The following is an 18,921-nucleotide window of genomic DNA, read 5'->3' as shown; positions in this document are numbered from 1 at the left end:
CCCCCATGAACAAGCTGGAAAAAGGCGATCAATTCGACGTGGAAGCCCTGCGCAAGCAGGTCTCCGACATCGAGGCGCGCGGCGGCGCGGGTCAGGAGAAGCCTTCCGACCCGACCGAAATCAACCCCTATGCCCGGCAGATCGCCGAACAGTTCCGCGACGGAACCAATTCGCCGGTGATCATCATCGGGCAATTGCGGCTGCTGGAATTCCTGGCGCTCTTCGCGATCGCCCTGATCGTCCACTATTTCTGGCCCGGTGACGGCAGCGATTCCACCTGGATGCGGACGGGCATGGCAGCGATTGCTTCGGCCCTGACCGTCATCGGCCTGCAGCTTGCCGACACCTACACCATTCCCGCCCTTCGGGCGAAGCTGCGGCTGATGCCGCGCATCGTCGCCGCGTGGACGACCGCGCTTCTCCTAACCGTCGGCCTGTTCGCGCTCATTCGCGGCACCACATGGGCGATGGTCGATGCCTATATCCCGTGGTTCGCTGCAGGCGCGCTCTTCCTTGCGGCCGAGCGGTTCCTCGTCGCCTACGGCATCCGCAATTGGGCGCGCAACGGCATCATGGAACGCCGCGCCGTCATCGTCGGCGGCGGCGAGCCGGCCAAGGACCTGATCCGTATCCTCGAACAGCAGGCCGACAACGACATCCGCATCTGCGGCATCTTCGACGACCGCGGCGAGAAACGCTCGCCGCTCATGGTCGCCGGTTATCCGAAGCTCGGCACCGTGGCCGAACTCGTCGAATTCGTGCGGCTGACGCGCATCGACATGCTGATCATCGCCCTGCCGCTATCGGCCGAAGCCCGTATCTACGACCTTTTGAAGAAGCTCTGGGTTCTGCCGGTCGATATTCGTCTTGCCGCGCATGCCAACCGGCTGCGCTTCCGGCCACGCGCCTATTCGCATGTCGGCTCGGTGCCGATGCTCGATATTTTCAAGAAGCCGATCCGCGACTGGGATTCCGTCGCCAAGCGCGGCTTCGACATCTTCTTCACGCTCGTCGCACTTGCGCTGCTCTGGCCGATCATGGTCACGACCGCGATCGCCATCAAGGTGACGTCGGAAGGCCCGGTCTTCTTCATGCAGAAGCGCCACGGCTTCAACAACGAAATCATCAACGTCTTCAAGTTCCGCTCGATGTACACCAACATGGCCGACCCCACAGGCAAGGCCGCGGTGACCAAGGGCGATCCGCGCGTCACCCGCGTCGGCCGCTTCATCCGCAAAACCTCGATTGACGAATTGCCGCAGCTTTTCAACGTTTTGAGGGGCGAGCTCTCGCTGGTCGGCCCACGCCCGCATGCGGTTCTCGCCCAGGCGCGCGATCGCGCCTTCGCCGATGTCGTCGAGGGTTATTTCGCCCGCCACCGCGTCAAGCCCGGTGTTACCGGCTGGGCGCAGATCAACGGCTGGCGCGGCGAAGTGGACAATGACGAGAAGATCAAGTTCCGCACGGCCTACGACCTCTACTACATCGAGAACTGGTCGCTCTGGTTCGATCTCAAGATCCTGTTCCTGACGCCGATCCGACTGCTCAACACGGAAAACGCCTATTGACCGCGATCGAGGCGACATATCCCCGTGTCGCCCAACCGCAGCGGATGACGCTGCGCCTGATCGGCTCGGCCTTCGTCGCCTTCGGCGTCTTCCTTTCCGGTTTCGTGATCGACGAGCCGGCACCTTATGAACTCTGGATGGCGGGACTGATCGGCCTCTGGTTCATCCTGGGCCTCAGGATTTCGCGCAGCGTGGCGCCGCTGCTTGCCCTGCTGCTGACCTTCAATATCGGCGGCATGCTGTCGCTGACGCAGATGAAGGACCTGGCAACGGCGCCGATGTATATCGCGGTGTCGACCTTCCTGGCGCTGACGGCGGTCTTCTACGCAGCAATCATCGAGGACAGCCACAAGCGGCTGCCGCTGATCTTCAACGCCTGGACCTTCGCCGCCGTCGCCACCTCCGCGCTCGGCATACTCGGTTATTTCCACGCCTTCCCGGGCGCGGAAATCTTCACGCTCTACGACCGCGCCAAAGGCGCCTTCCAGGATCCGAATGTTTTTGGCCCCTTCCTGGTGCCGCCATCGCTCTATCTGGTCCACGGTATCCTGGTCGGCGACCTGAAGAAATCGCCACTGAAGGCCGCCGCCCTGCTCGTGCTTGCGCTCGGCATTTTCCTCTCCTTTTCCCGTGCCGCCTGGGGGCTCTTCGCGCTCGGCGTAGGGCTGCTGATCTTCATCATGCTGCTGAAGGAGCGCAGCGGCGCCTTTCGCTTGCGAGTCCTGGTCCTGTCGCTGGCGGCGATCATCATGCTGATCGCGTCGCTGCTGGTGGCGCTGCAGATCCCGAAGGTCGCCGAATTGTTTTCGGCGCGCGCCCAGTTGGTACAGCAATATGACGGCGAACATCTCGGCCGTTTCGAGCGTCACCGGATCGGCTTCACCATGATGATGGAGCGCCCGCTCGGCATCGGCCCCCTGGTATTCGGCACGATGTTTCCCGAGGACGAGCACAATATCTGGCTGAAATCGCTCACCTCCTATGGCTGGCTCGGCTTCGTCAGCTATGTCGGCATGCTTGTCTGGACGCTGGCTCTCGGTTTCCGGAACCTGCTGCTCGACCGGCCGTGGCAGCCCTTCCTGATGATCGCCTGGATCTCGGTTCTCGGCCATGCGACAATCGGCAACGTCATCGATATCGACCACTGGCGCCATGTCTATCTGCTGCTCGGCACGGTCTGGGGCTGCGCGGCGCTGGAAGTGCGCCACAAGCGCGAGCGAAGACTGAGGGGCGCGGCGTGAGGTCTTGCCGCCGACCGCATTGGCTGTCTATTTCGTCGCTCCTGCCGTCAAGCCAGCAATAAACCGCCGCTGGAAAACGAGATAAGTCACGATGAGCGGGAAAATGACAATCACCGCGCCGGCGGTCAGAACCGGCGTGTTGACGGTATAACGCCCTTGGAAAAACAGCATGCCGAGGGGCAACGTCCGATAATCGTCGTCGTTGACCAGGATGAACGGAATCAGAAACTCGTTCCAGGTCCATATGAACAGGAACAGCGCCAGTGTCGACATTGCCGGCACCATGAGCGGGACGACGATCTTGCGCAGGATATAGAAGCGTCCGGCGCCATCGAGAACCGCCGCTTCGAGAACTTCTTCCGGCAGCTGCTGCATCGCGCTGGCGAGGAAGATCGTCGAGAATGGTATCGACATCGCGATCTGCGGCAAAATCAGAGCCGCATAGGTGTTGATCAGCCCCAGATACCGCATTTCATAATAAAGCGGGATGATGAAGGCCTCCGCCGGCACCATCATGCCGAGCGTCAGGATAGCGAACAGCGTGCGCCGGAACGGAAACGACAGGTAGGCGAAGGCAAAACCAGTCAGCAGGCCAAAAAAGACGCTTGCAGCAACGACGGGTATGACAACGATGATGGAATTCCAGAAGTAAATGTTGAAATGTCCGGCATTCCAGGCATCGACGTAATTTTCGAAATGTGGATATGCCGGCAATGCGAACGCACCCTGCAGAACGTCGGCCTTGCTCTTTATCGACGTCAGAAGCAGAAGCAGAAACGGCGTGATCGTGACGAAAGCAAGAAGCCAGAGAACAATGCGAAGGAATAGCGTACCGGCGGGGATGTTAGACCAGCGGTTCATCAAGCCCGTCCTTTGTTCTGCGATCCCACAAATCTGTGAATTGCAAAGTTGATGACGAATGTGAGTACCGCACCGACAATGGCGATGGCCGCCGCGGCGCCGAAGCGATTGAGCTCGAAGCCGAGCTGATACATGTAGATATTCGGCACGAGCGTCGCGTTGGCGGGTCCGCCCCGGGTCATTGTAAAAATCAGGTCGAAGCTTTTGATTGACGCTATGACCGTCAGAAGCAAAACCACTCTTATTTCAGGCAAGAGAAGCGGCAGCGTTATCCAGAAAAAGGTTTTTCGCGCCGAAGCGCCATCGACCTTGGCAGCGTCGAAAAGAGACGGGTCGATGCGCTGAATTCCGGTCAGGAAGATGACCATGCAAAAACCAAAGAAATACCATGTGGCAACGATCCCGACCGCGGGAAGCACAAAATTGAAATCTCCCAGCCACGGGAGTGCGAAGGCGCCCAACCCCACTGCTCTCAGAAACTGATTGAACGGGCCAAATGCGGGATTGTAGAGCCATGCCCAGATGATGCCCAACACGGCAGTCGGCATGATATAAGGCAGGAACAAGAAGGTGCGCAGGGCGAGTTGTTCGCGTTGCTTCAGATTCCAGACGCACGCAGCAAGAGTTATGCCGAGCACGAGCGGCAGGACACAGTAGAAAATCATAAGCTCGGCATTGTTACGCAAGGCAATATAAAAACGGCTGTCAGAAAAGAGATCGACGTAATTGCCGAGACCAACCCACTTGGGCATGCTCAGGCCGTCCCAGCTGGTCAGGCTCAAACCCAAAGCCGCGACGATCGGTCCAAAGACAAAAGCCGCGTAAAACAGCAATCCAGGCAATAAATAGATAAAATTGGTCTGTTGCGAGCCATCAAGTGCGGAGCGTTTCATCCATTACTCCATAAAGCCAAAGCTGTGGTCGTCGCGCAGCACGCCGATCGCAGTGCTCATTTATTTGGATCGACGAGACTGAGGTCACGACCGCAGGGGACGGCCGTGACCAGTGCCCGCAATCTTTATTTCTTATCCTTCAGGTACGCCTGATAATCCTTGTCCATAGCATCGACAAAGGCTTCGGGCGTGATATTGCCGGACAGAAGAAGCGGCGTGTTGTCGTCTATTGTCTTCAGCATCGTCGGGCTCGACCAGTCGGGGTAATGGCCGAGAGCGTCGTTTGCGTTGAGTGTCTTCCACATTTCGATGCCGGAGCTGAGGAGCGGGGTGAGCTTTGGCTTTGCGTCAGCCGCGAGCGAAGTTGCCGGAAGATAGCCAGCATTGGCCCAGGTTTCAGCAGCCTTTTCCGAGACCATATAATCGATATATGCGCCGGCCATGTCCTGTGTCGGCTTGGTTTTGGCAAGGCTCGTTATCGCCCAGGCAAGATCCACGCCGCCAACACTCATGGGCTTGGAAATACCTTTCGGGGCGGGAATGGCCATGAAGCCGATATCCGGATTGTGTTGCATGTCACCGAAATACCAGGTCCCTGAGATCAGGAACGCGCCCTGCCCGGAAATGAAAAGCTGGACGGCGTCGTCACCCGAGATGCCTTCGAAACCGGGGAAAAAATAACCGCCCTGTGCCCATTGCTGCACGAGTTTGGCGGATTCGATGTTCCCCTTGGTGTTCCAGGAGCCGCCCCGGCCGTAAATCAGATCGTCAAGCTCGGCACGATTGCTCGCGTCGATATGCGCTTGCTCGATGGCGCCGATCATGTGCAGGGCCAGATGCTGCTTTGCCGAGCCCATCATGAACGGCGGGACGCCCTTTTCCTTCAGCTTATCAAGGCCGGCCAACAGCTCCTCGAAGGTTTGCGGCAGCGCTACTCCCGCATCGCCGAGGATCTTTTTATTGTAGTAGAGGCCAACGATCTCGCCGAGGCCTGATATGCCGTAGGTTTTACCGACCCCAAATTTTCCATCTTCCCAGCGGTCTCGAGCAAGCACCGAATCCGACTGACGCTTATCCCAGCCATATTTTTTGATGTAATCGTCGACCGGCAGGAGCAATCCTTCCTTGACCATCGCCCCCATGTCACCGGCACCCTGATTGACTTTGGTGATGACAGGGCCATCACCTGCCGAAACCGCAAGCTTCAGCGTCAACTTCATGTCATCAAAGGTGCGGGCGGTGCGCTTGATCGTGACGCCCGGATTCGCTGCTTCGAACTCCTTGTTGAGCTGCTCTATGACCGCACTCTGACCTTCATAGGTTTGGTCATCCCACACAGGCAGGTCGTCGGCGCGCGCGGCTGCCGAAAGGCCAAAACTCAAAAGCGCCGCGCCAGCAAGCGCGACAGCTGCTTTCAATCGGTATGCCGGCAGTATGCTGATCGATTTCACGGTTCTTTTCATCTGCTCCACCTCATCTGGTTTATTCTCCACTCCCCGTTCAGGCCTTGCGCCAAGCAGCGGCCGAACGTTTTCTTCCCCCAGAGCTTTGCCTGGCTGGCGAATCTGAGGTAATCGTCAATGCATCAGCTCCTCTCGCGACCTAAAATGACAAAGCGCCACGCAGGAGGTGGCAAAGTGATGGACACCAGCTGCTTCATCCGCCCCGCGATTGAAGCGGATATCGACGCCCTTTTCGACATCTGCCTGAAAACCGCGAATGGCGGTGAGGATGCCAGCGCGCTTTATAGCGACCCGCATCTGCCCGGCTACGTGTGGTCGGTACCCTACCTCAAATTCGCCAAGGACTTTGCCTTTGTTCTCGTTCAGGACGACCGGCCGGTCGGCTATGTCGTAGGGGTGCCGGACACCAGCAGGTTCGACAGAGACTTGCAGACAAACTGGTGGCCGTTCGTCCGCCAACAGATTGCGGGACTGACACCCACTCGTCCGCGCGACGCCGACGTGATGGAACGAATTCAAAATCCGCGCAGCGGAACGGCGTGGCTTCAGGACCAATACCCCGCACATCTCCACATCAACATCCTTCCCGGACTTCAGGCAAGCGGTTGGGGGCGCAGGATGATCGGCACGGAGCTTCAGGCGCTTCGAAACCACGGGGTCGGAGCCGTGCATCTCGGGGTCGACCCAAACAACCAAGGCGCCAGGGGTTTCTACCGTCATCTCGGCTTTTCCGAATTCGAGCAGGATGGCTCCGTCGCCTTCGCAATGCGGATCGATGAGGGATTGGGTTGAAGCATTTCCCGGTTTCTCCGAGCCACGGAAAGGCCCTGTCTCCCCCCGGGTATAAGCACCTTTGATTGGAGAAAATCTCACACGCCCAAAGCTGCCTGCTCCCCACAAGGTGAGGTCAAAGTAACCATCCGGATGAACGTCCGCCTGAAGGCGTGATACTATCGGCAGTAAAACTGGCTGCTCGGCGAAAAGCTGTCCATCAGTCGAGGGCTTCATCATGAGCAACTCCTCGCCAGCCAGGTTCAAGGAGTAGGCGGCACGCAAAAAAGGAAATAGCCAGGCAAGCCCAGGCCAGTTCCTCTTTGGGCGATCTTGGCAGGCGCACGGCTAACCAGACGATACGTATGGCGCATACTTCTCCTCGACCCTCTTTATTTCATCGCGCATTTTCATCGCGCGTTGATCCAAAGCCTACAGCTGGCCTCCCATTTGTCAAGGACATAGACAAATTGCGTGCTTCAATGTATTGAATTCCGGTTAGTCGCGATAGTTTGGAACCCAATATCGCCCGATTAAGTATGCGCTCCGAACTAATTGGACTGAGCTAGCCGGATGGCAATGACATCTTCTGTCGCACAGACTCCGATCGCACGAAAAATTTCAACCAATGCCGTCATCCGAACCGTGTTCGCGAACGGGTCGATCTCTCGGGCCGATATTGCCAAGCTGACCGGCTTGTCAAAGCAGACGATTTCCGATGTCGTGCGCGACCTTGAGGATGACGGATGGCTGAAACCAGTCGGGCAGACTGATGGTCGCCCGGGCCGGAATGCGATCACCTATGAAATCAATGCCAAGGCGGGACTGGCCGTCTCCATCGATCTCGGGAGCACCAAGATTGCTGCCGCTATCTGCGATCTGTTAGGGAACGTGGTTGCCGAAACCAAAGTATCCACCGATCCGCGCGGCGGAATGCATCTCGTCAATCAATTCAGTGATCTTATCGTGGAACTCGCGTTTGCGGCCGGGACGACTGCCGACAAACTCCGTCTCATCGTTCTGGGCAGTCCCGGTGTGCTCGATCCGGCTACCGGACATATCAACGTAGCGCCAAGCATCCCCGGCATCGACGCAATAAATCTGCGGCAAGTCTTCAGCGACAGAATGGGGATACCCGTGATCGTTGAAAATGACGTCAACCTGGCCGCCCAAGGGGAGAGATGGCGGGGACACGGTGTCGAAACCAGCAATTTTGCTTTCGTTGCTCTCGGCACGGGCGTCGGCATGGGCATCATCGCCAACGGAACTCTGTTGCGCGGCGCGCGTGGGGCGGCCGGCGAAATCGCCTATCTTCCGATCGGCGGAGATGCTTTTGATCCTGGCGGATTTACGCTTGGAACCTTTGAGAGTGCGGTCGGCAGCGTCGCGATGTTGCGCCGCTACGTCGGTTTCGGCGGCCGCAACGCATCCACCGTGGCCGATCTCTTCGCCGCGTTTAATGCAGGAGAAACGAGCGCCGCGGCGGCAATCGAAGAGACGGCAAGGCTGGTCGCAGTCGCCATTGCTGCAATCGGAGCGGCTCTCGATCCTGAACTGGTGATCACCGGCGGCAGCATCGGCGCAAGACCGGAACTCGTAAACGCCATCCGCGGTTTCCTGCCGCGTTGTACGCCTTATCCGCCGCGCATCGAGATCAGTCGCTTTGGGAACCGCGCCGCCCTGATGGGAGGAATGGGGATCGCGGTCGAGCGCATGCATGACGATCTATTTGGTGTCAAATTGAGGGAAGTTTGAACAGCGCATGCCGTGCGGCCAACGTGCAGCGCCGCCACTTGAGAAGCGCTGGAAATGCGCTAGATTTTCCATCATGATAACAGCAACGCAGATACGCGGCGCGCGCGCCATGATCGGAATGAGCATCGAGGAGCTTGCCGCCGCCTGCGGCCTGCCGGTCGAGACTGTGATGGCGCTGGAAAACGGCGAATTCGCGGGCGAGCCGCACGCGCTGTTCGATGTGCGCAGCACGCTCGAGGCGCACGGCATCATCTTCCTGTCGAGCGGCAATCAGGATGAAGGCGGCCCCGGCATCCGGTTGCGTGCACGCACCTCCAGCGATGACGGCATCCGGCCGGAAAACCTCAACGCCGCCAACGACGACTGACGGAACCAATCGCTCGCCCGGGCGTTTCGTGGTCCCATAACATATCGGGGCCTATAACATATCGGGGGCAGTCTTTTGAACCGCAGCAATGGTCTCTACGTCATCATCGGCGTTCTTGTCGTCGCCGTCATCGGCCTCGGCGCCTATATCTTCCACGAGGAAAGCAAGCCGCGAGGCATTGAGATGAGCATCGGTAAGAACGGTGTCTCGATCGAGCAGAACTGATCGTCAGAGATAAGTTTTTGCAAGGTCGGCGAGTTTGCCGCCATCCTTCACGCCTTGCCTGTAGAGCTGAATGATGACCGCACCGATCCGCTCGGCCTCCGGTGTCGTCCTGGCGAGGCCGCGTTCATCGCAGACCTTGTCGAGCACTTGCGAGAGCAGATCGAGATCTTCCGAAAATAGCGGTAAATCATGCGGATGAATTGATGATCGTAACATCACGCCGCATCTCCTCCGAGGGCAAACGCATCCACGCTTGCATCGCCGGCCGCCCTCCGCAACCGACCATAAAGTCATTATGCGCGAGGGTCTGAACTTTAGCAACTGCGCAAATTTCTGTGGAACAAAATTATGGAACAAAATTCTATCACGCGCGTTCTGGCCGCGTTTGGTAGCAGGAATCAGTGAGTGCAGACGTGAGTGAAAAACGCTTTCCCTCCCCCGTCCGGGTCGTTTCTCCAAATAGCAGCCTGATCGTTTCCACCGTCTGGGAGGCCGTCGAATATCTGAAGCGGTGGCCGAGCAAGCGTGGGCGCGATTATCGCGTTGCGCGCCAGCACTGCCTGGATGCGCTCGATGGACTGCGCAGCCCGCGTGCAGCACAGGTTTCCTTCATCACGGCAGCGAAAACGGCGGGATTGCTGGTGTAAGATCGTTAGCTGTTACGTCCACCGCCGGCAGCGATGAGCTGAGGATGGGCGGAGCCTTCCATGATCACCTTGGCGGTCACCTCAATCACCCGTTCCTCGGCGAGTTCAGCAAGCGCGAGGGCGACATCGCCTTCCGACCAGCCGGCTTTGACGGCCTCGTCCGACAGAGCCTGGAACGCGCTGGCGAGGCTCTGCCTGCAAGTTAGATTGTGCTTCATATCCGCCATGCTCGACTAGGCTATCTGTGACAGGGACAATGTTAATCTACACCTATTCACGGGAATGCGAAGAGGCTTCAGTTTTTTTCAATCCAAAATTGGGCTGTTAACTTCCAAATTGGGTATAGCCTTAACAAAAGGCAACAAATACCACATCTCCCAACTGAGGGAGTACCAAAAAGAACTAAAGGATTTATTTGCGATGCACCTTCAAAGGGTATTTCATCGCGTTATTTAGTTTAAATGGTCGAAACTGGCGGAGCCGGATGCAGCGGCGCGTTGAACCACCAGAATGCGGCAAATCTGAACGCGGGCCGTTTTCAGCATCTTCAGGGCACCCTGTCAATCAGCTTCGGGATCCGGCGGGCGAGGGTCGGGCGTGCTGGAGAATGTCTCGCGCTGTCGGTGCTGCCAATCGGCGCTGACGCTTAGTCGCCACGAACGCCTTCGGCGTTAATCACCGTAATACCACAACGACACCACACTCCCGTCAAAGTCCGCCGTACCATTGGCGGCTCACTTCTTCAGGTTTTCAGGAGTTAAAATGTCTATCGAACTGGACGCTACTACCTATATACACGCCAAACCGGCGACCGCCCATTCCTATATTCTGCCGGCCGTTGTCGATGTTCTCGAGAACAGTTTCCAGGAGGCAAATGAAACCGCAGTCTTCGACCTCGGTTGCGGCACCGGCGGTGCTGCAGCCGTGCTTGCGGAAAAAGGATATGACGTCGTCGGTGTCGATCCCTCGAAGGACGGCATCGCCAAAGCGAGAACGGCCCACCCCGATCTTCCGCTGGAAATCGGCTCCGGCTACGAGGATCTTTCCAGCCGGTATGGGACCTTCGATGCGGTGATAAGCCTTGAAGTGGTGGAACATGTCTATGATCCCAAGGCCTTCTCGACGACTATTTTCGACCTGGTGAAGCCTGGCGGCATCGCGGTCGTATCGACGCCTTTCCACGGCTACTGGAAAAATCTGGCTCTAGCCGTGAGCGGAAAGATGGACGACCATTTTATGCCTCTGAAGGACCATGGTCATATCAAATTCTGGTCTCCCGGAACGCTCAGCACGCTGCTCGTTGAAACAGGCTTCGAAGACGTCGACTTCGAATATGTCGGGAGAATTCCGCTGCTGGCGAAATCGATGATCGCGATCGCTCAAAAACCGCACTGAAAGCGGTCGAAGGCCCACCATCCCTTTGCAATGGCGGTGCTACAGCTCGCCTGCAACATGAACAAATGACATCTTTGTTCGGGACGCTCGGCTCCCGTTTCAGCATTTCTGCCAATGCCTCGTTCCGTTTTCCGCCGCTAGCGGGACGAAGAAAACTGACATTCTGACTGGGACTTCAAGGGGATAAATGGTCGGGGCGACTGGACTCGAACCAGCGACCCCTTGACCCCCAGTCAAGTGCGCTACCGGGCTGCGCTACGCCCCGACCTGCCGAAACGGCATGCTTCGTTTAGTTTTTCAACGCGTGCAATGCAAGCGGAAAAACCTTGCCTCCAACAAAAAGGAGGCGGTTTGCGCGAATGGTCAGATCGCCGCGAGCTTCAGCCGGCCTTCGGCGGTTTGACGAGGCTGCCATGCCTGGTAGTTGGCGATCGAAAAATGCGGTGTTTCGAAGGGCGTGGCGTGGGTTTCGGTGATGACGGTGACGTCGGCGCCGGCGGCCTCGCCGGCGAGGATGCCGGCGACCGCATCTTCGAAGACCAGGCATTTTTTCGGATCGACGCCGAGACGGCTTGCGCCGAGCAGATATCCTTCGGGGCTGGGCTTGCCTGATTTGACCTCTTGGCCGCTGACGATGACCCTCGGCATCGGGATACCGGCGGCGGCCATGCGGCGCCTGGCGAGCTCGATCGGCGCCGAAGTGACGATTGCCCATTTGCCATCGGCAATGGCGGAGAGGAAGCGGATGGCGCCGGGGATCTCGACAATGCCGGAGACATCCTCCATTTCCTCGGCGAGCAGCAGATCCGCCTCATGGGCAGGATCGACGCCGGGCAGGCCAAGCCCGCGGATGACGTCGGAGGCGCGGATGCCGTGGATCGTCTTCAGGAAGACCTCCGGCTCGAAGCCGTGGCGTCTTGCCCATTCACTCCAGACGCGTTCGACGACGGCAATGGAATTCAGCAGCGTTCCGTCCATGTCGAGAAGGAAGGCGTCATAAGATCTGTCGAGGATGTCATGGAGAGCGGGCACAGGCTTTTCCTTGCAAGCATGAGGCCGGGACGGCCCCTGCGCAGGCGAGTAGCGGAGAGTGAAGGCGACGTCAACGTCAGTTGTTGGTGTCTGGGTGAGTGACGCTACGGACGTCGGCAAGACCGCGGGCGGCGTCGCGGCTGCCGGTCGCGGCAGCGGCTTCGAAGATACGGGTCGCATCGCCGTGCATTTTGAGCCGCGCAGAACCATCAGGTCGATGCGCCCCTGCTGCAGCTGGGCGCGCTGATCGAGATAGATGAGGGTTTCGCGGTAACGTCCGGCGTCGAAGGCTGAAAGCGCACGGTCGGCGAGGATCGCCACCTGAAGCTCGGCGGCGCGCTGGCGGTTCTGCGGCGCCTTGGTGGCCGCGACAGCGGCATTGCCGGAGAGGCCGGCGCGGAGATAGGCAAGGCTCTGGCCATAGGCTGCGTCTTCACGAACCTTGCGGGATGGGCTTTGCAATGCCGCCTCGAAGGCCGAGATCGCCTCCATCGGTCGGTTGATATCCATCAGACACCAGCCGCGCGACAGCGCATCGGCCGGCTCAAGCTGCCCCGCATCGATGGTCGTCGAGCAGCCGCCAACATGGTTAACGAAGGTAAAGAACCGGCCCCTGGTGTCACCGGGCAAACTCGCGCTGAACGTTATTCGGACAGCTCAACCGTATGATGCAGAAATTAATTTAGTAACAACTTACTTACTCTCATTGCGCCTGTCTTCCGCTGTGGCGAAAGCCCGCGGGGAACTATGCCGCATGGCCAGCGTTGCCTTGATGTCTCAGGTAGGAAAAGGAGAAATCCCATGCGCAAGACCATGCTGGCTGCGGCCGCCATGCTGACCATCAGCTCCGCCGCCTTCGCGCAGAGCACTGTCATCGTCACCGATCCCGCACCCACCGGCTCCGTCGTATTGCCCGGCGAGGTGCGCACCTATGTGATGGAGCAAAACACACCGTCCGTCGTCTATGAAGGCGATATCGCGGTCGGCACGACGCTGCCCGATACCGTCGAAGTGCACACCGTGCCAAATATCGACGGCTACGGCTATACCGTGGTCAACGAGCGGCGCGTGATCGTCGAGCCGAAGACGCATCGCATAATCCAGGTCTTGGAATAACGCGGATAGAGAATTGCGGACGTGCGGCCGTATTCCGGCTTCACGTCCGCTCGTCTCCCACCCTCACCGCGACATTCAGAAGTTCGCGGATCTTATGAGCGAGCTGCTCCAGGCTGAAGGGCTTGGCAAGCAGGGAAACGCCGTAATCGAGCACACCATTATGGACAATGGCATTGCGGGTGTAGCCCGTCGTGTAGAGGATCCGGATCGCCGGCCATTTTTCCTGGACGATATCGGCAAGCTGGCGTCCGCTCATCTGCGGCATGACGATATCGGTGAAGATCAGGTCGACTGCAGCATTCTGCTCCAGAAGCATAAGCGCCTCCATACCGCTAGCCGCCTGCAACACGGTGTATCCGAGTTCATGCAGGCTTTCGGCAGTCATGGTGCGGACGTTCTCATCGTCCTCCACCACCAGGATCGTATCTTTGACGCTGCCCTGAGGAAGCGGCTGGGCCCCGGCGACGTTCAACCGGGCATCCGCCGTGCCGACATGACGGGGAAGATAGATCTTCAACGTCGTGCCCCTGTCGATCTCTGAATAGATCTTGATGTGGCCGCCGCTCTGCTTGATGTAGCCGTAGACCTGGCTGAGGCCGAGACCGGTGCCTTTGCCGGGTCCCTTGGTCGTATAGAACGGGTCGAAGGCACGCTCGATCACCTCCGGCGACATGCCGGTGCCGGTGTCGGTCATGCTGATCATCACATATTGACCTGCTTCGACCTCCGAATGCATGCGCGAATATCGCTCGTCGAGTTCGGTATTGGCGGTCTCGATCGTCAGATTTCCGCCGCCCGGCATAGCATCGCGGGCATTGACGGCAAGGTTCAGGATTGCATTCTCGAGCTGGCTCAAATCGGCAAAGCTCGGCCAGAGACCGCCGGCAAGCACGGTCTCGATCCGGATCTGCTCGCCGAGCGTGCGCCGCAACAGCTCCGACATGCCGCCGACCAGCTTGTTAAGGTCGATCACCTCCGGCGCGAGCGGCTGCTGGCGCGAGAAAGCGAGAAGACGCGCGGTCAGCACCGCCGCTCTCTGCGCACCGTCTCTGGCATTCTGGATGGAGTATAGCAGGCGAGGATCCTCGCTGCCGGTCAGGCGCCGCTGGGCGAGATCGAGGTTGCCGATGATGATTGCCAGCATGTTGTTGAAATCATGGGCGACACCGCCGGTCAGCTGGCCGATCGTTTCCATCTTCTGCAATTGGCGGACCTGCGCCTGAGCGGCGGCATTCTCTTCCATCTCGTGCCTGAGCTCGGCAGTGCGCTGGACCACTGTCTGTTCGAGGCGCGTGTTGAAGCTGTTCAGCTCGCTGCGAAGGCGGCTCTGCCTGCCATGGGCGATGAGGATCATCTCCATCAGGCCGACGATGATCACGGCATTGATGAGATAGGTGGAAAGGCCTACCCATTGGCCGGCGGTGGCCGGCCAGAAAACATTGTGCGGCTCGACGAAAAACTGCTGGACAATGAAGCCGGCAACCAAGGCCGCGACAAAGCCCGGCCCGGCGCCGCCTATGAAACTCGCGAGCAATATCGCCGGAAGGAAACTCAGGAAGGAAAAACCGGAGAGAGTGTCGCTGGCGGCAAGCCTCAGAAGAAACGTCAGGCCAACGAAGGCAATGGCCAGCGGATATGTATAACCCGGCCTGTGACGCAGCCAATCCGTGGCACTCAGCAAATCCATTCGACACCCCTTCTTACAGCGCCGCCATGTCTTTTCAGACGCGCAAAAGACGCTGCAACGCTTTGAATTGCTGCATAATTTCGTCCATAAATCGATTCCGATTTAAGGAATTACGCAGGAGCCGATGCGGAGACGGCATCCCAGCTTTTGCACATCGAATTTCACCCGGCAATATGCTGTTTCTCGCACTGCCGGGCACGGCGTCTTGACGAGCCGTGCAAGCAGTCCACATAAACCCCCATGCCCGGCAAGGGGAAATGGGTGAACGGGATCATGAAAGACATATTCATCGTCGAAGACGACGCACTGATTGCCATGCTGCTCGAGGACATGCTCGCCGATCTGGGCTACCGGGTCTGCGCCAGCGCCCCCGACCTGGAACGGGCGCTGACAGCCGCCAGGGATACGGAGTTCGACGCTGCAATTCTCGATGTGTCGCTTGCCGGGCAGAGTTCGTTGCCGGTCGCAAAGCTGCTCGACGAGCGCGGCAAACCCTATCTCTATGCGACGGGATACGGTACCGCACCTGATGGCAGCAGCCCAAGCACGCTGCCCGTGCTGCAAAAACCCTTCCAGCTCAGCGAACTCGAACAGGCGATGAAGCGGCTTACCGAAGCCTGACGTTCCTATTCAGCGCACCTGATCGAGCAGACGCTTGCATTCCAGGAGGTCGTAGAGCGCCTCCTGCAGCAATGCCCTGTCTTCCTTGCCGACGCTCGATTTGCCGATCGAGACTTCCTGCTCGTCGTCTCCGGCGACAAAATTGAAGAACCGGCGGGTGATCGGCGGCTTGGCGCGGCCGACAATCTGGTCTTCATCGGCCATGCCGACGCGCGGTTCCCCGGCACCCGTGTCCTGCACGCCCGACGCGAGCGCCTCGACGCTGGCGAGATCGCCATGACCGACCGATATGACGAACTTGTTGCCGTTGGTCTTCAGAAGCTTCTGCACACCCTTGATCGTATAGCCATGATCATAGAGCAAATGCCGGATTCCCTTGAGGAGGTCGACGTCCTCCGGCCGATAGTAGCGACGGCCGCCGCCGCGCTTCATCGGCTTTATCTGGGGAAAACGCGTCTCCCAGAAGCGCAGCACATGCTGCGGCAGATCAAGATCGTCTGCGACTTCGCTGATGGTGCGAAAGGCATCGGGGCTCTTGTCCAACGTCATACTGCTACGCGACCTCGCGGCTCGATCCTACGGCGACTCATCATATTTCAACGGTTTGGCGCCGACAATTCAAGTCATGTCTCGACGTTGCGCACAAGGATCGGGAGTGCGAGAGAGAAAAAAAGCCGTTTCCGAAACGGGAAGCCGATGATCAGGGAGCCGGATTCAGCGGCTTCAGCTTGATCTTGCGAGCGACATGCGATTTGAGGATGCGTGTCTTCAACACGTTCGACGCCTTGAAGGTCATGACCCGGCGGGGGGAAATCGGAACCTCCTCGCCGGTCTTCGGGTTGCGGCCGATCCGCTCGTTCTTGTCGCGCACCTGGAAGGTGGCGAAGGAGGAAAGCTTGACGGTTTCGCCACGCACGATGGCGTTGCAGATCTCGTCGATGACGGTTTCGACCAGTTCGGCAGATTCGGTCCGGGAAAGCCCAACCTTTCGGAAAACGGATTCCGCCAGGTCTGCTCGCGTCACTGTTTTTCCGGTCATGGTTTCCCCGCCCATACAAATATTTTGTGAAATCGCACGAAGAGTATTTGTCTTGCGCCTTACGGTCAAGCTCTTGTTCGCCGCCAGTTTTTTAGGATTCGTGCCTACCAGCGCAGCAGAACCGCACCCCAGGTAAAGCCGCCACCCATCGCTTCGAGCATCACCAGGTCGCCCTTCTTGATGCGGCCGTCACCGGCAGCGGTCGCAAGTGCCAACGGGATCGAGGCAGCCGACGTATTGCCGTGCAGGTCGACGGTGATGACGACCTTCGCGGCATCGATGTTCAGCTTCTTCGCCGAACCGTCGATGATGCGGCGATTGGCCTGGTGCGGCACCAGCCAATCGAGGTCATCGGCGGTGGTGCCGGTCGAATCGAAAGCCGCCTGAATGACATCGGTGATCATGCCTACGGCATATTTGAAGACCTCGCGGCCTTCCATGCGCAGCTTGCCGACAGTGCCCGTCGTCGACGGTCCGCCGTCAACATAAAGCTTTTCCTTGTGCGAGCCGTCGGAACGCAGATGTGCGGTCAGCACGCCGCGATCGGCAACGGTGCCCTCGCCTTCGGTCGCTTCGAGTATGATCGCGCCGGCGCCGTCGCCGAAAAGCACGCAGGTGGTGCGGTCGTTCCAGTCGAGAATGCGCGAAAAAGTTTCGGCGCCGATGACGAGAACGCGCTTGGCGAGCCCGCCGCGGATATAGGCATCCGCAGTCGTCACCGCATAGACGAAACCGGTGCAGACAGCCTGGACGTCGAAGGCGAAGCCATGGTTCATGCCGAGGCGGTTCTGGATGTTGACCGACGTGGCCGGAAACGTGTTGTCCGGCGTCGAGGTGGCACAGATGACAAGATCGATATCGGCAGGCGTCAGGCCGCCATTGGCAAGGGCTGCGCGCGCGGCGGCCTCGCCCAGCGACGCCGTCGTTTCGTCATCGCCGGCGACATAACGCTGGCGGATGCCGGTGCGCTGGACGATCCATTCGTCTGATGTATCGACGATGGCCTCCATGTCACGATTGGTCATCACGCGCTTCGGAAGTGCGGCTCCGAACCCGCGAACCACTGAACGGATCATCTTTGATTGAACCCCATCGCTCATGCCGCTTCCGGGCCCATCGGGGGCAGCCGCTTGGCATGATATTTCTTAAGATCGTTTTCTATTTTCTGATTGAGGCCGTTCTTGGCCATGTCGTAGCCGACTTCGATGGCGGCTGCGATGCCCTCGGCATTCGCCCCGCCATGGCTCTTGATGACGATGCCGTTCAGGCCGAGAAACACGCCGCCATTGACCTTGCTCGGATCGAGCTTCTCGCGAAGCATGTCGAAGGCGCTTTTGGCGAAGAGGTAGCCGATGCGGGCGAGCAGCGTGCGCGACATGGCGGCACGCAGATACTCGGCGATCTGCTTGGCTGTACCTTCAGCGGTCTTGAGCGCGATATTACCGGAAAATCCTTCGGTGACGACGACGTCGACCGTGCCCTTGCCAAGGTCATTGCCCTCGACAAAGCCGGAATATTCGAGCGAATCGATGTTCGCTTCGCGCAACAGCCGGCCGGCTTCCTTGACCTCCTCCTGGCCTTTCATCTCCTCGACGCCGACGTTGAGCAGGCCGACCGTCGGACGTTCGACCTCGAAAAGCGCACGCGCCATGGCGCCGCCCATCAGGGCGAAATCCATCAGCTGCTGGGCATCGGCGCCGATCGTCGCCCCGACATCGAGCACGATGCTCTCACCCTTCAGCGTCGGCCAGATCGCGGCGATCGCCGGACGCTCGATATTGGCCATGGTGCGCAGACAGAATTTCGCCATCGCCATCAGCGCGCCGGTATTGCCGGCCGAGACCGCGACATCGGCCTCCCCCGTCTTCACCGCCGCGATCGAGCGCCACATGGTGGAGATGTAGCGGCCACGGCGCAGCGCCTGGCTCGGCTTCTCATCCATGGCGACAGCAAGCTCGCAGTCGTGAAAGATCGATTTTTCCTTGAGCTTCGGAAACTTGGCGAGAACCGGATCGCACTGTTCCTTGAGACCATAGAGAACGAAGGAAATATCAGGATGCCGATCCAACGCCTTGGCGGCGCCGGGGATGACAACCTGGGGACCAAAGTCGCCACCCATGAGGTCGAGAGATATTCTGATCACGCGTCCCTGATCCTTCTTTTCGCCGAGGGCGAAATTTCGGCCAAAATACCGGTTTTGGCGTCGCTTACAACTGAATTGTGTCAAATGCCAGAGGGGC

21 protein-coding genes, 1 tRNA gene and 1 pseudogene are annotated in these 18,921 nt (G+C 58.9%); 10 read left to right on the top strand and 13 right to left on the bottom strand.

Annotation, left to right across the window (positions count from 1 at the left end):
- Positions 1-5: 5 nt before the first annotated feature.
- Positions 6-1,568: an undecaprenyl-phosphate glucose phosphotransferase gene (locus B5P46_RS11290; RefSeq protein ID WP_129418714.1), complete on the top strand. Its 1,563-nt coding sequence runs from the start codon at positions 6-8 to the stop codon at positions 1,566-1,568.
- The gene (locus B5P46_RS11285) at positions 1,565-2,809 is read left to right on the top strand and encodes an O-antigen ligase family protein (protein WP_129418713.1); all 1,245 of its coding nucleotides are present in this window, start codon (positions 1,565-1,567) and stop codon (positions 2,807-2,809) included. Before B5P46_RS11290 ends, B5P46_RS11285 begins: the two co-directional genes overlap by 4 nt.
- Before the next feature lie 27 nt (positions 2,810-2,836).
- Here the strand turns inward: B5P46_RS11285 and B5P46_RS11280 are convergent, their stop codons facing one another.
- The 3 genes from B5P46_RS11280 to B5P46_RS11270 form a co-directional block, all read right to left on the bottom strand.
- Positions 2,837-3,670 (bottom strand): carbohydrate ABC transporter permease, encoded by an 834-nt coding sequence (locus B5P46_RS11280; protein WP_129418712.1) that lies wholly within the window; start codon positions 3,668-3,670, stop codon positions 2,837-2,839.
- On the bottom strand, positions 3,670-4,563 hold the full coding sequence (locus tag B5P46_RS11275) for a carbohydrate ABC transporter permease (RefSeq protein ID WP_129418711.1): 894 nt from the start codon (positions 4,561-4,563) through the stop codon (positions 3,670-3,672). Before B5P46_RS11275 ends, B5P46_RS11280 begins: the two co-directional genes overlap by 1 nt.
- A gap of 125 nt (positions 4,564-4,688) precedes the next feature.
- Positions 4,689-6,026, bottom strand: coding sequence for an extracellular solute-binding protein (locus B5P46_RS11270; RefSeq protein ID WP_129418710.1), 1,338 nt, complete (start codon positions 6,024-6,026; stop codon positions 4,689-4,691).
- A 177-nt stretch (positions 6,027-6,203) separates the two neighbouring features.
- Here B5P46_RS11270 and B5P46_RS11265 point away from each other — a divergent pair, with 177 nt between their 5' ends.
- The 4 genes from B5P46_RS11265 to B5P46_RS34375 all read left to right on the top strand — a co-directional run bounded on the left by B5P46_RS11265 (position 6,204) and on the right by B5P46_RS34375 (position 9,144).
- Entirely contained in the window at positions 6,204-6,818 is a 615-nt protein-coding gene (locus B5P46_RS11265; RefSeq protein ID WP_129418887.1) for a GNAT family N-acetyltransferase, read from the top strand.
- A gap of 552 nt (positions 6,819-7,370) precedes the next feature.
- Entirely contained in the window at positions 7,371-8,552 is a 1,182-nt protein-coding gene (locus B5P46_RS11260) for an ROK family transcriptional regulator (RefSeq protein WP_129418709.1), read from the top strand.
- A gap of 73 nt (positions 8,553-8,625) precedes the next feature.
- Complete coding sequence (locus B5P46_RS11255) at positions 8,626-8,919, top strand: helix-turn-helix domain-containing protein (protein ID WP_129418708.1); 294 nt, start codon at positions 8,626-8,628, stop codon at positions 8,917-8,919.
- Positions 8,920-8,994: 75 nt separating this feature from the next.
- A complete protein-coding gene (locus B5P46_RS34375) occupies positions 8,995-9,144 on the top strand; it encodes a hypothetical protein (protein WP_164986471.1) in 150 nt (49 codons plus the stop codon).
- 3 nt (positions 9,145-9,147) lie between these two features.
- On the opposite strand, the gene B5P46_RS11250 is transcribed toward B5P46_RS34375, so the two are convergent.
- Positions 9,148-9,360 carry a hypothetical protein gene (locus B5P46_RS11250; protein ID WP_029872887.1) on the bottom strand — a complete coding sequence of 71 codons (213 nt, stop codon included), beginning with the start codon at positions 9,358-9,360 and terminating at the stop codon, positions 9,148-9,150.
- 197 nt (positions 9,361-9,557) lie between these two features.
- Between B5P46_RS11250 and B5P46_RS11245 the strand changes: the two genes are divergently transcribed.
- Positions 9,558-9,791 (top strand): DUF982 domain-containing protein, encoded by a 234-nt coding sequence (locus B5P46_RS11245; protein WP_129418707.1) that lies wholly within the window; start codon positions 9,558-9,560, stop codon positions 9,789-9,791.
- 5 nt (positions 9,792-9,796) lie between these two features.
- On the opposite strand, the gene B5P46_RS11240 is transcribed toward B5P46_RS11245, so the two are convergent.
- Positions 9,797-10,018, bottom strand: a complete 222-nt coding sequence (locus B5P46_RS11240) for a hypothetical protein (RefSeq protein ID WP_129418706.1) — start codon at positions 10,016-10,018, stop codon at positions 9,797-9,799.
- Positions 10,019-10,553: 535 nt separating this feature from the next.
- Here B5P46_RS11240 and B5P46_RS11235 point away from each other — a divergent pair.
- Entirely contained in the window at positions 10,554-11,186 is a 633-nt protein-coding gene (locus B5P46_RS11235; RefSeq protein WP_129418705.1) for a class I SAM-dependent methyltransferase, read from the top strand.
- Between the two features lie 188 nt (positions 11,187-11,374).
- Here the strand turns inward: B5P46_RS11235 and B5P46_RS11230 are convergent.
- From B5P46_RS11230 to B5P46_RS11220, 3 genes and pseudogenes are all read right to left on the bottom strand, one after another.
- Positions 11,375-11,451: transfer RNA gene (locus B5P46_RS11230), tRNA-Pro, on the bottom strand.
- Between the two features lie 98 nt (positions 11,452-11,549).
- A complete protein-coding gene (locus B5P46_RS11225; protein ID WP_129418704.1) occupies positions 11,550-12,218 on the bottom strand; it encodes an HAD family hydrolase in 669 nt (222 codons plus the stop codon).
- A 76-nt stretch (positions 12,219-12,294) separates the two neighbouring features.
- A pseudogene (locus tag B5P46_RS11220) lies at positions 12,295-12,797 on the bottom strand (cellulose synthase); the annotation flags it as partial.
- A 222-nt stretch (positions 12,798-13,019) separates the two neighbouring features.
- On the opposite strand from B5P46_RS11220, the gene B5P46_RS11215 reads away from it, so the two are divergent.
- A complete protein-coding gene (locus B5P46_RS11215) occupies positions 13,020-13,334 on the top strand; it encodes a DUF1236 domain-containing protein (RefSeq protein WP_129418703.1) in 315 nt (104 codons plus the stop codon).
- Between the two features lie 40 nt (positions 13,335-13,374).
- Here the strand turns inward: B5P46_RS11215 and B5P46_RS11210 are convergent, their stop codons facing one another.
- Positions 13,375-15,021 carry an ATP-binding protein gene (locus tag B5P46_RS11210; RefSeq protein WP_129418702.1) on the bottom strand — a complete coding sequence of 549 codons (1,647 nt, stop codon included), beginning with the start codon at positions 15,019-15,021 and terminating at the stop codon, positions 13,375-13,377.
- A 273-nt stretch (positions 15,022-15,294) separates the two neighbouring features.
- Here B5P46_RS11210 and B5P46_RS11205 point away from each other — a divergent pair, with 273 nt between their 5' ends.
- Positions 15,295-15,642: a response regulator gene (locus B5P46_RS11205; RefSeq protein ID WP_011651319.1), complete on the top strand. Its 348-nt coding sequence runs from the start codon at positions 15,295-15,297 to the stop codon at positions 15,640-15,642.
- A gap of 9 nt (positions 15,643-15,651) precedes the next feature.
- On the opposite strand, the gene B5P46_RS11200 is transcribed toward B5P46_RS11205, so the two are convergent.
- From B5P46_RS11200 to plsX, 4 genes are all read right to left on the bottom strand, one after another.
- Positions 15,652-16,191 carry a MerR family transcriptional regulator gene (locus tag B5P46_RS11200; RefSeq protein ID WP_003558354.1) on the bottom strand — a complete coding sequence of 180 codons (540 nt, stop codon included), beginning with the start codon at positions 16,189-16,191 and terminating at the stop codon, positions 15,652-15,654.
- A gap of 151 nt (positions 16,192-16,342) precedes the next feature.
- On the bottom strand, positions 16,343-16,681 hold the full coding sequence (locus tag B5P46_RS11195) for an integration host factor subunit alpha (RefSeq protein ID WP_003547228.1): 339 nt from the start codon (positions 16,679-16,681) through the stop codon (positions 16,343-16,345).
- A 104-nt stretch (positions 16,682-16,785) separates the two neighbouring features.
- Complete coding sequence (locus B5P46_RS11190; RefSeq protein WP_026160184.1) at positions 16,786-17,757, bottom strand: beta-ketoacyl-ACP synthase III; 972 nt, start codon at positions 17,755-17,757, stop codon at positions 16,786-16,788.
- Between the two features lie 20 nt (positions 17,758-17,777).
- The gene (plsX, locus tag B5P46_RS11185) at positions 17,778-18,824 is read right to left on the bottom strand and encodes a phosphate acyltransferase PlsX (protein ID WP_129418701.1); all 1,047 of its coding nucleotides are present in this window, start codon (positions 18,822-18,824) and stop codon (positions 17,778-17,780) included.
- Positions 18,825-18,921: the final 97 nt, after the last annotated feature.

This window comes from Rhizobium leguminosarum, assembly GCF_004123835.1.
Classification (GTDB): Bacteria; Pseudomonadota; Alphaproteobacteria; order Rhizobiales; family Rhizobiaceae; genus Rhizobium; species Rhizobium leguminosarum_M.
Note: the sequence above shows the minus strand (reverse complement) of the source record. Positions and strands in the feature narration are given on the sequence as shown.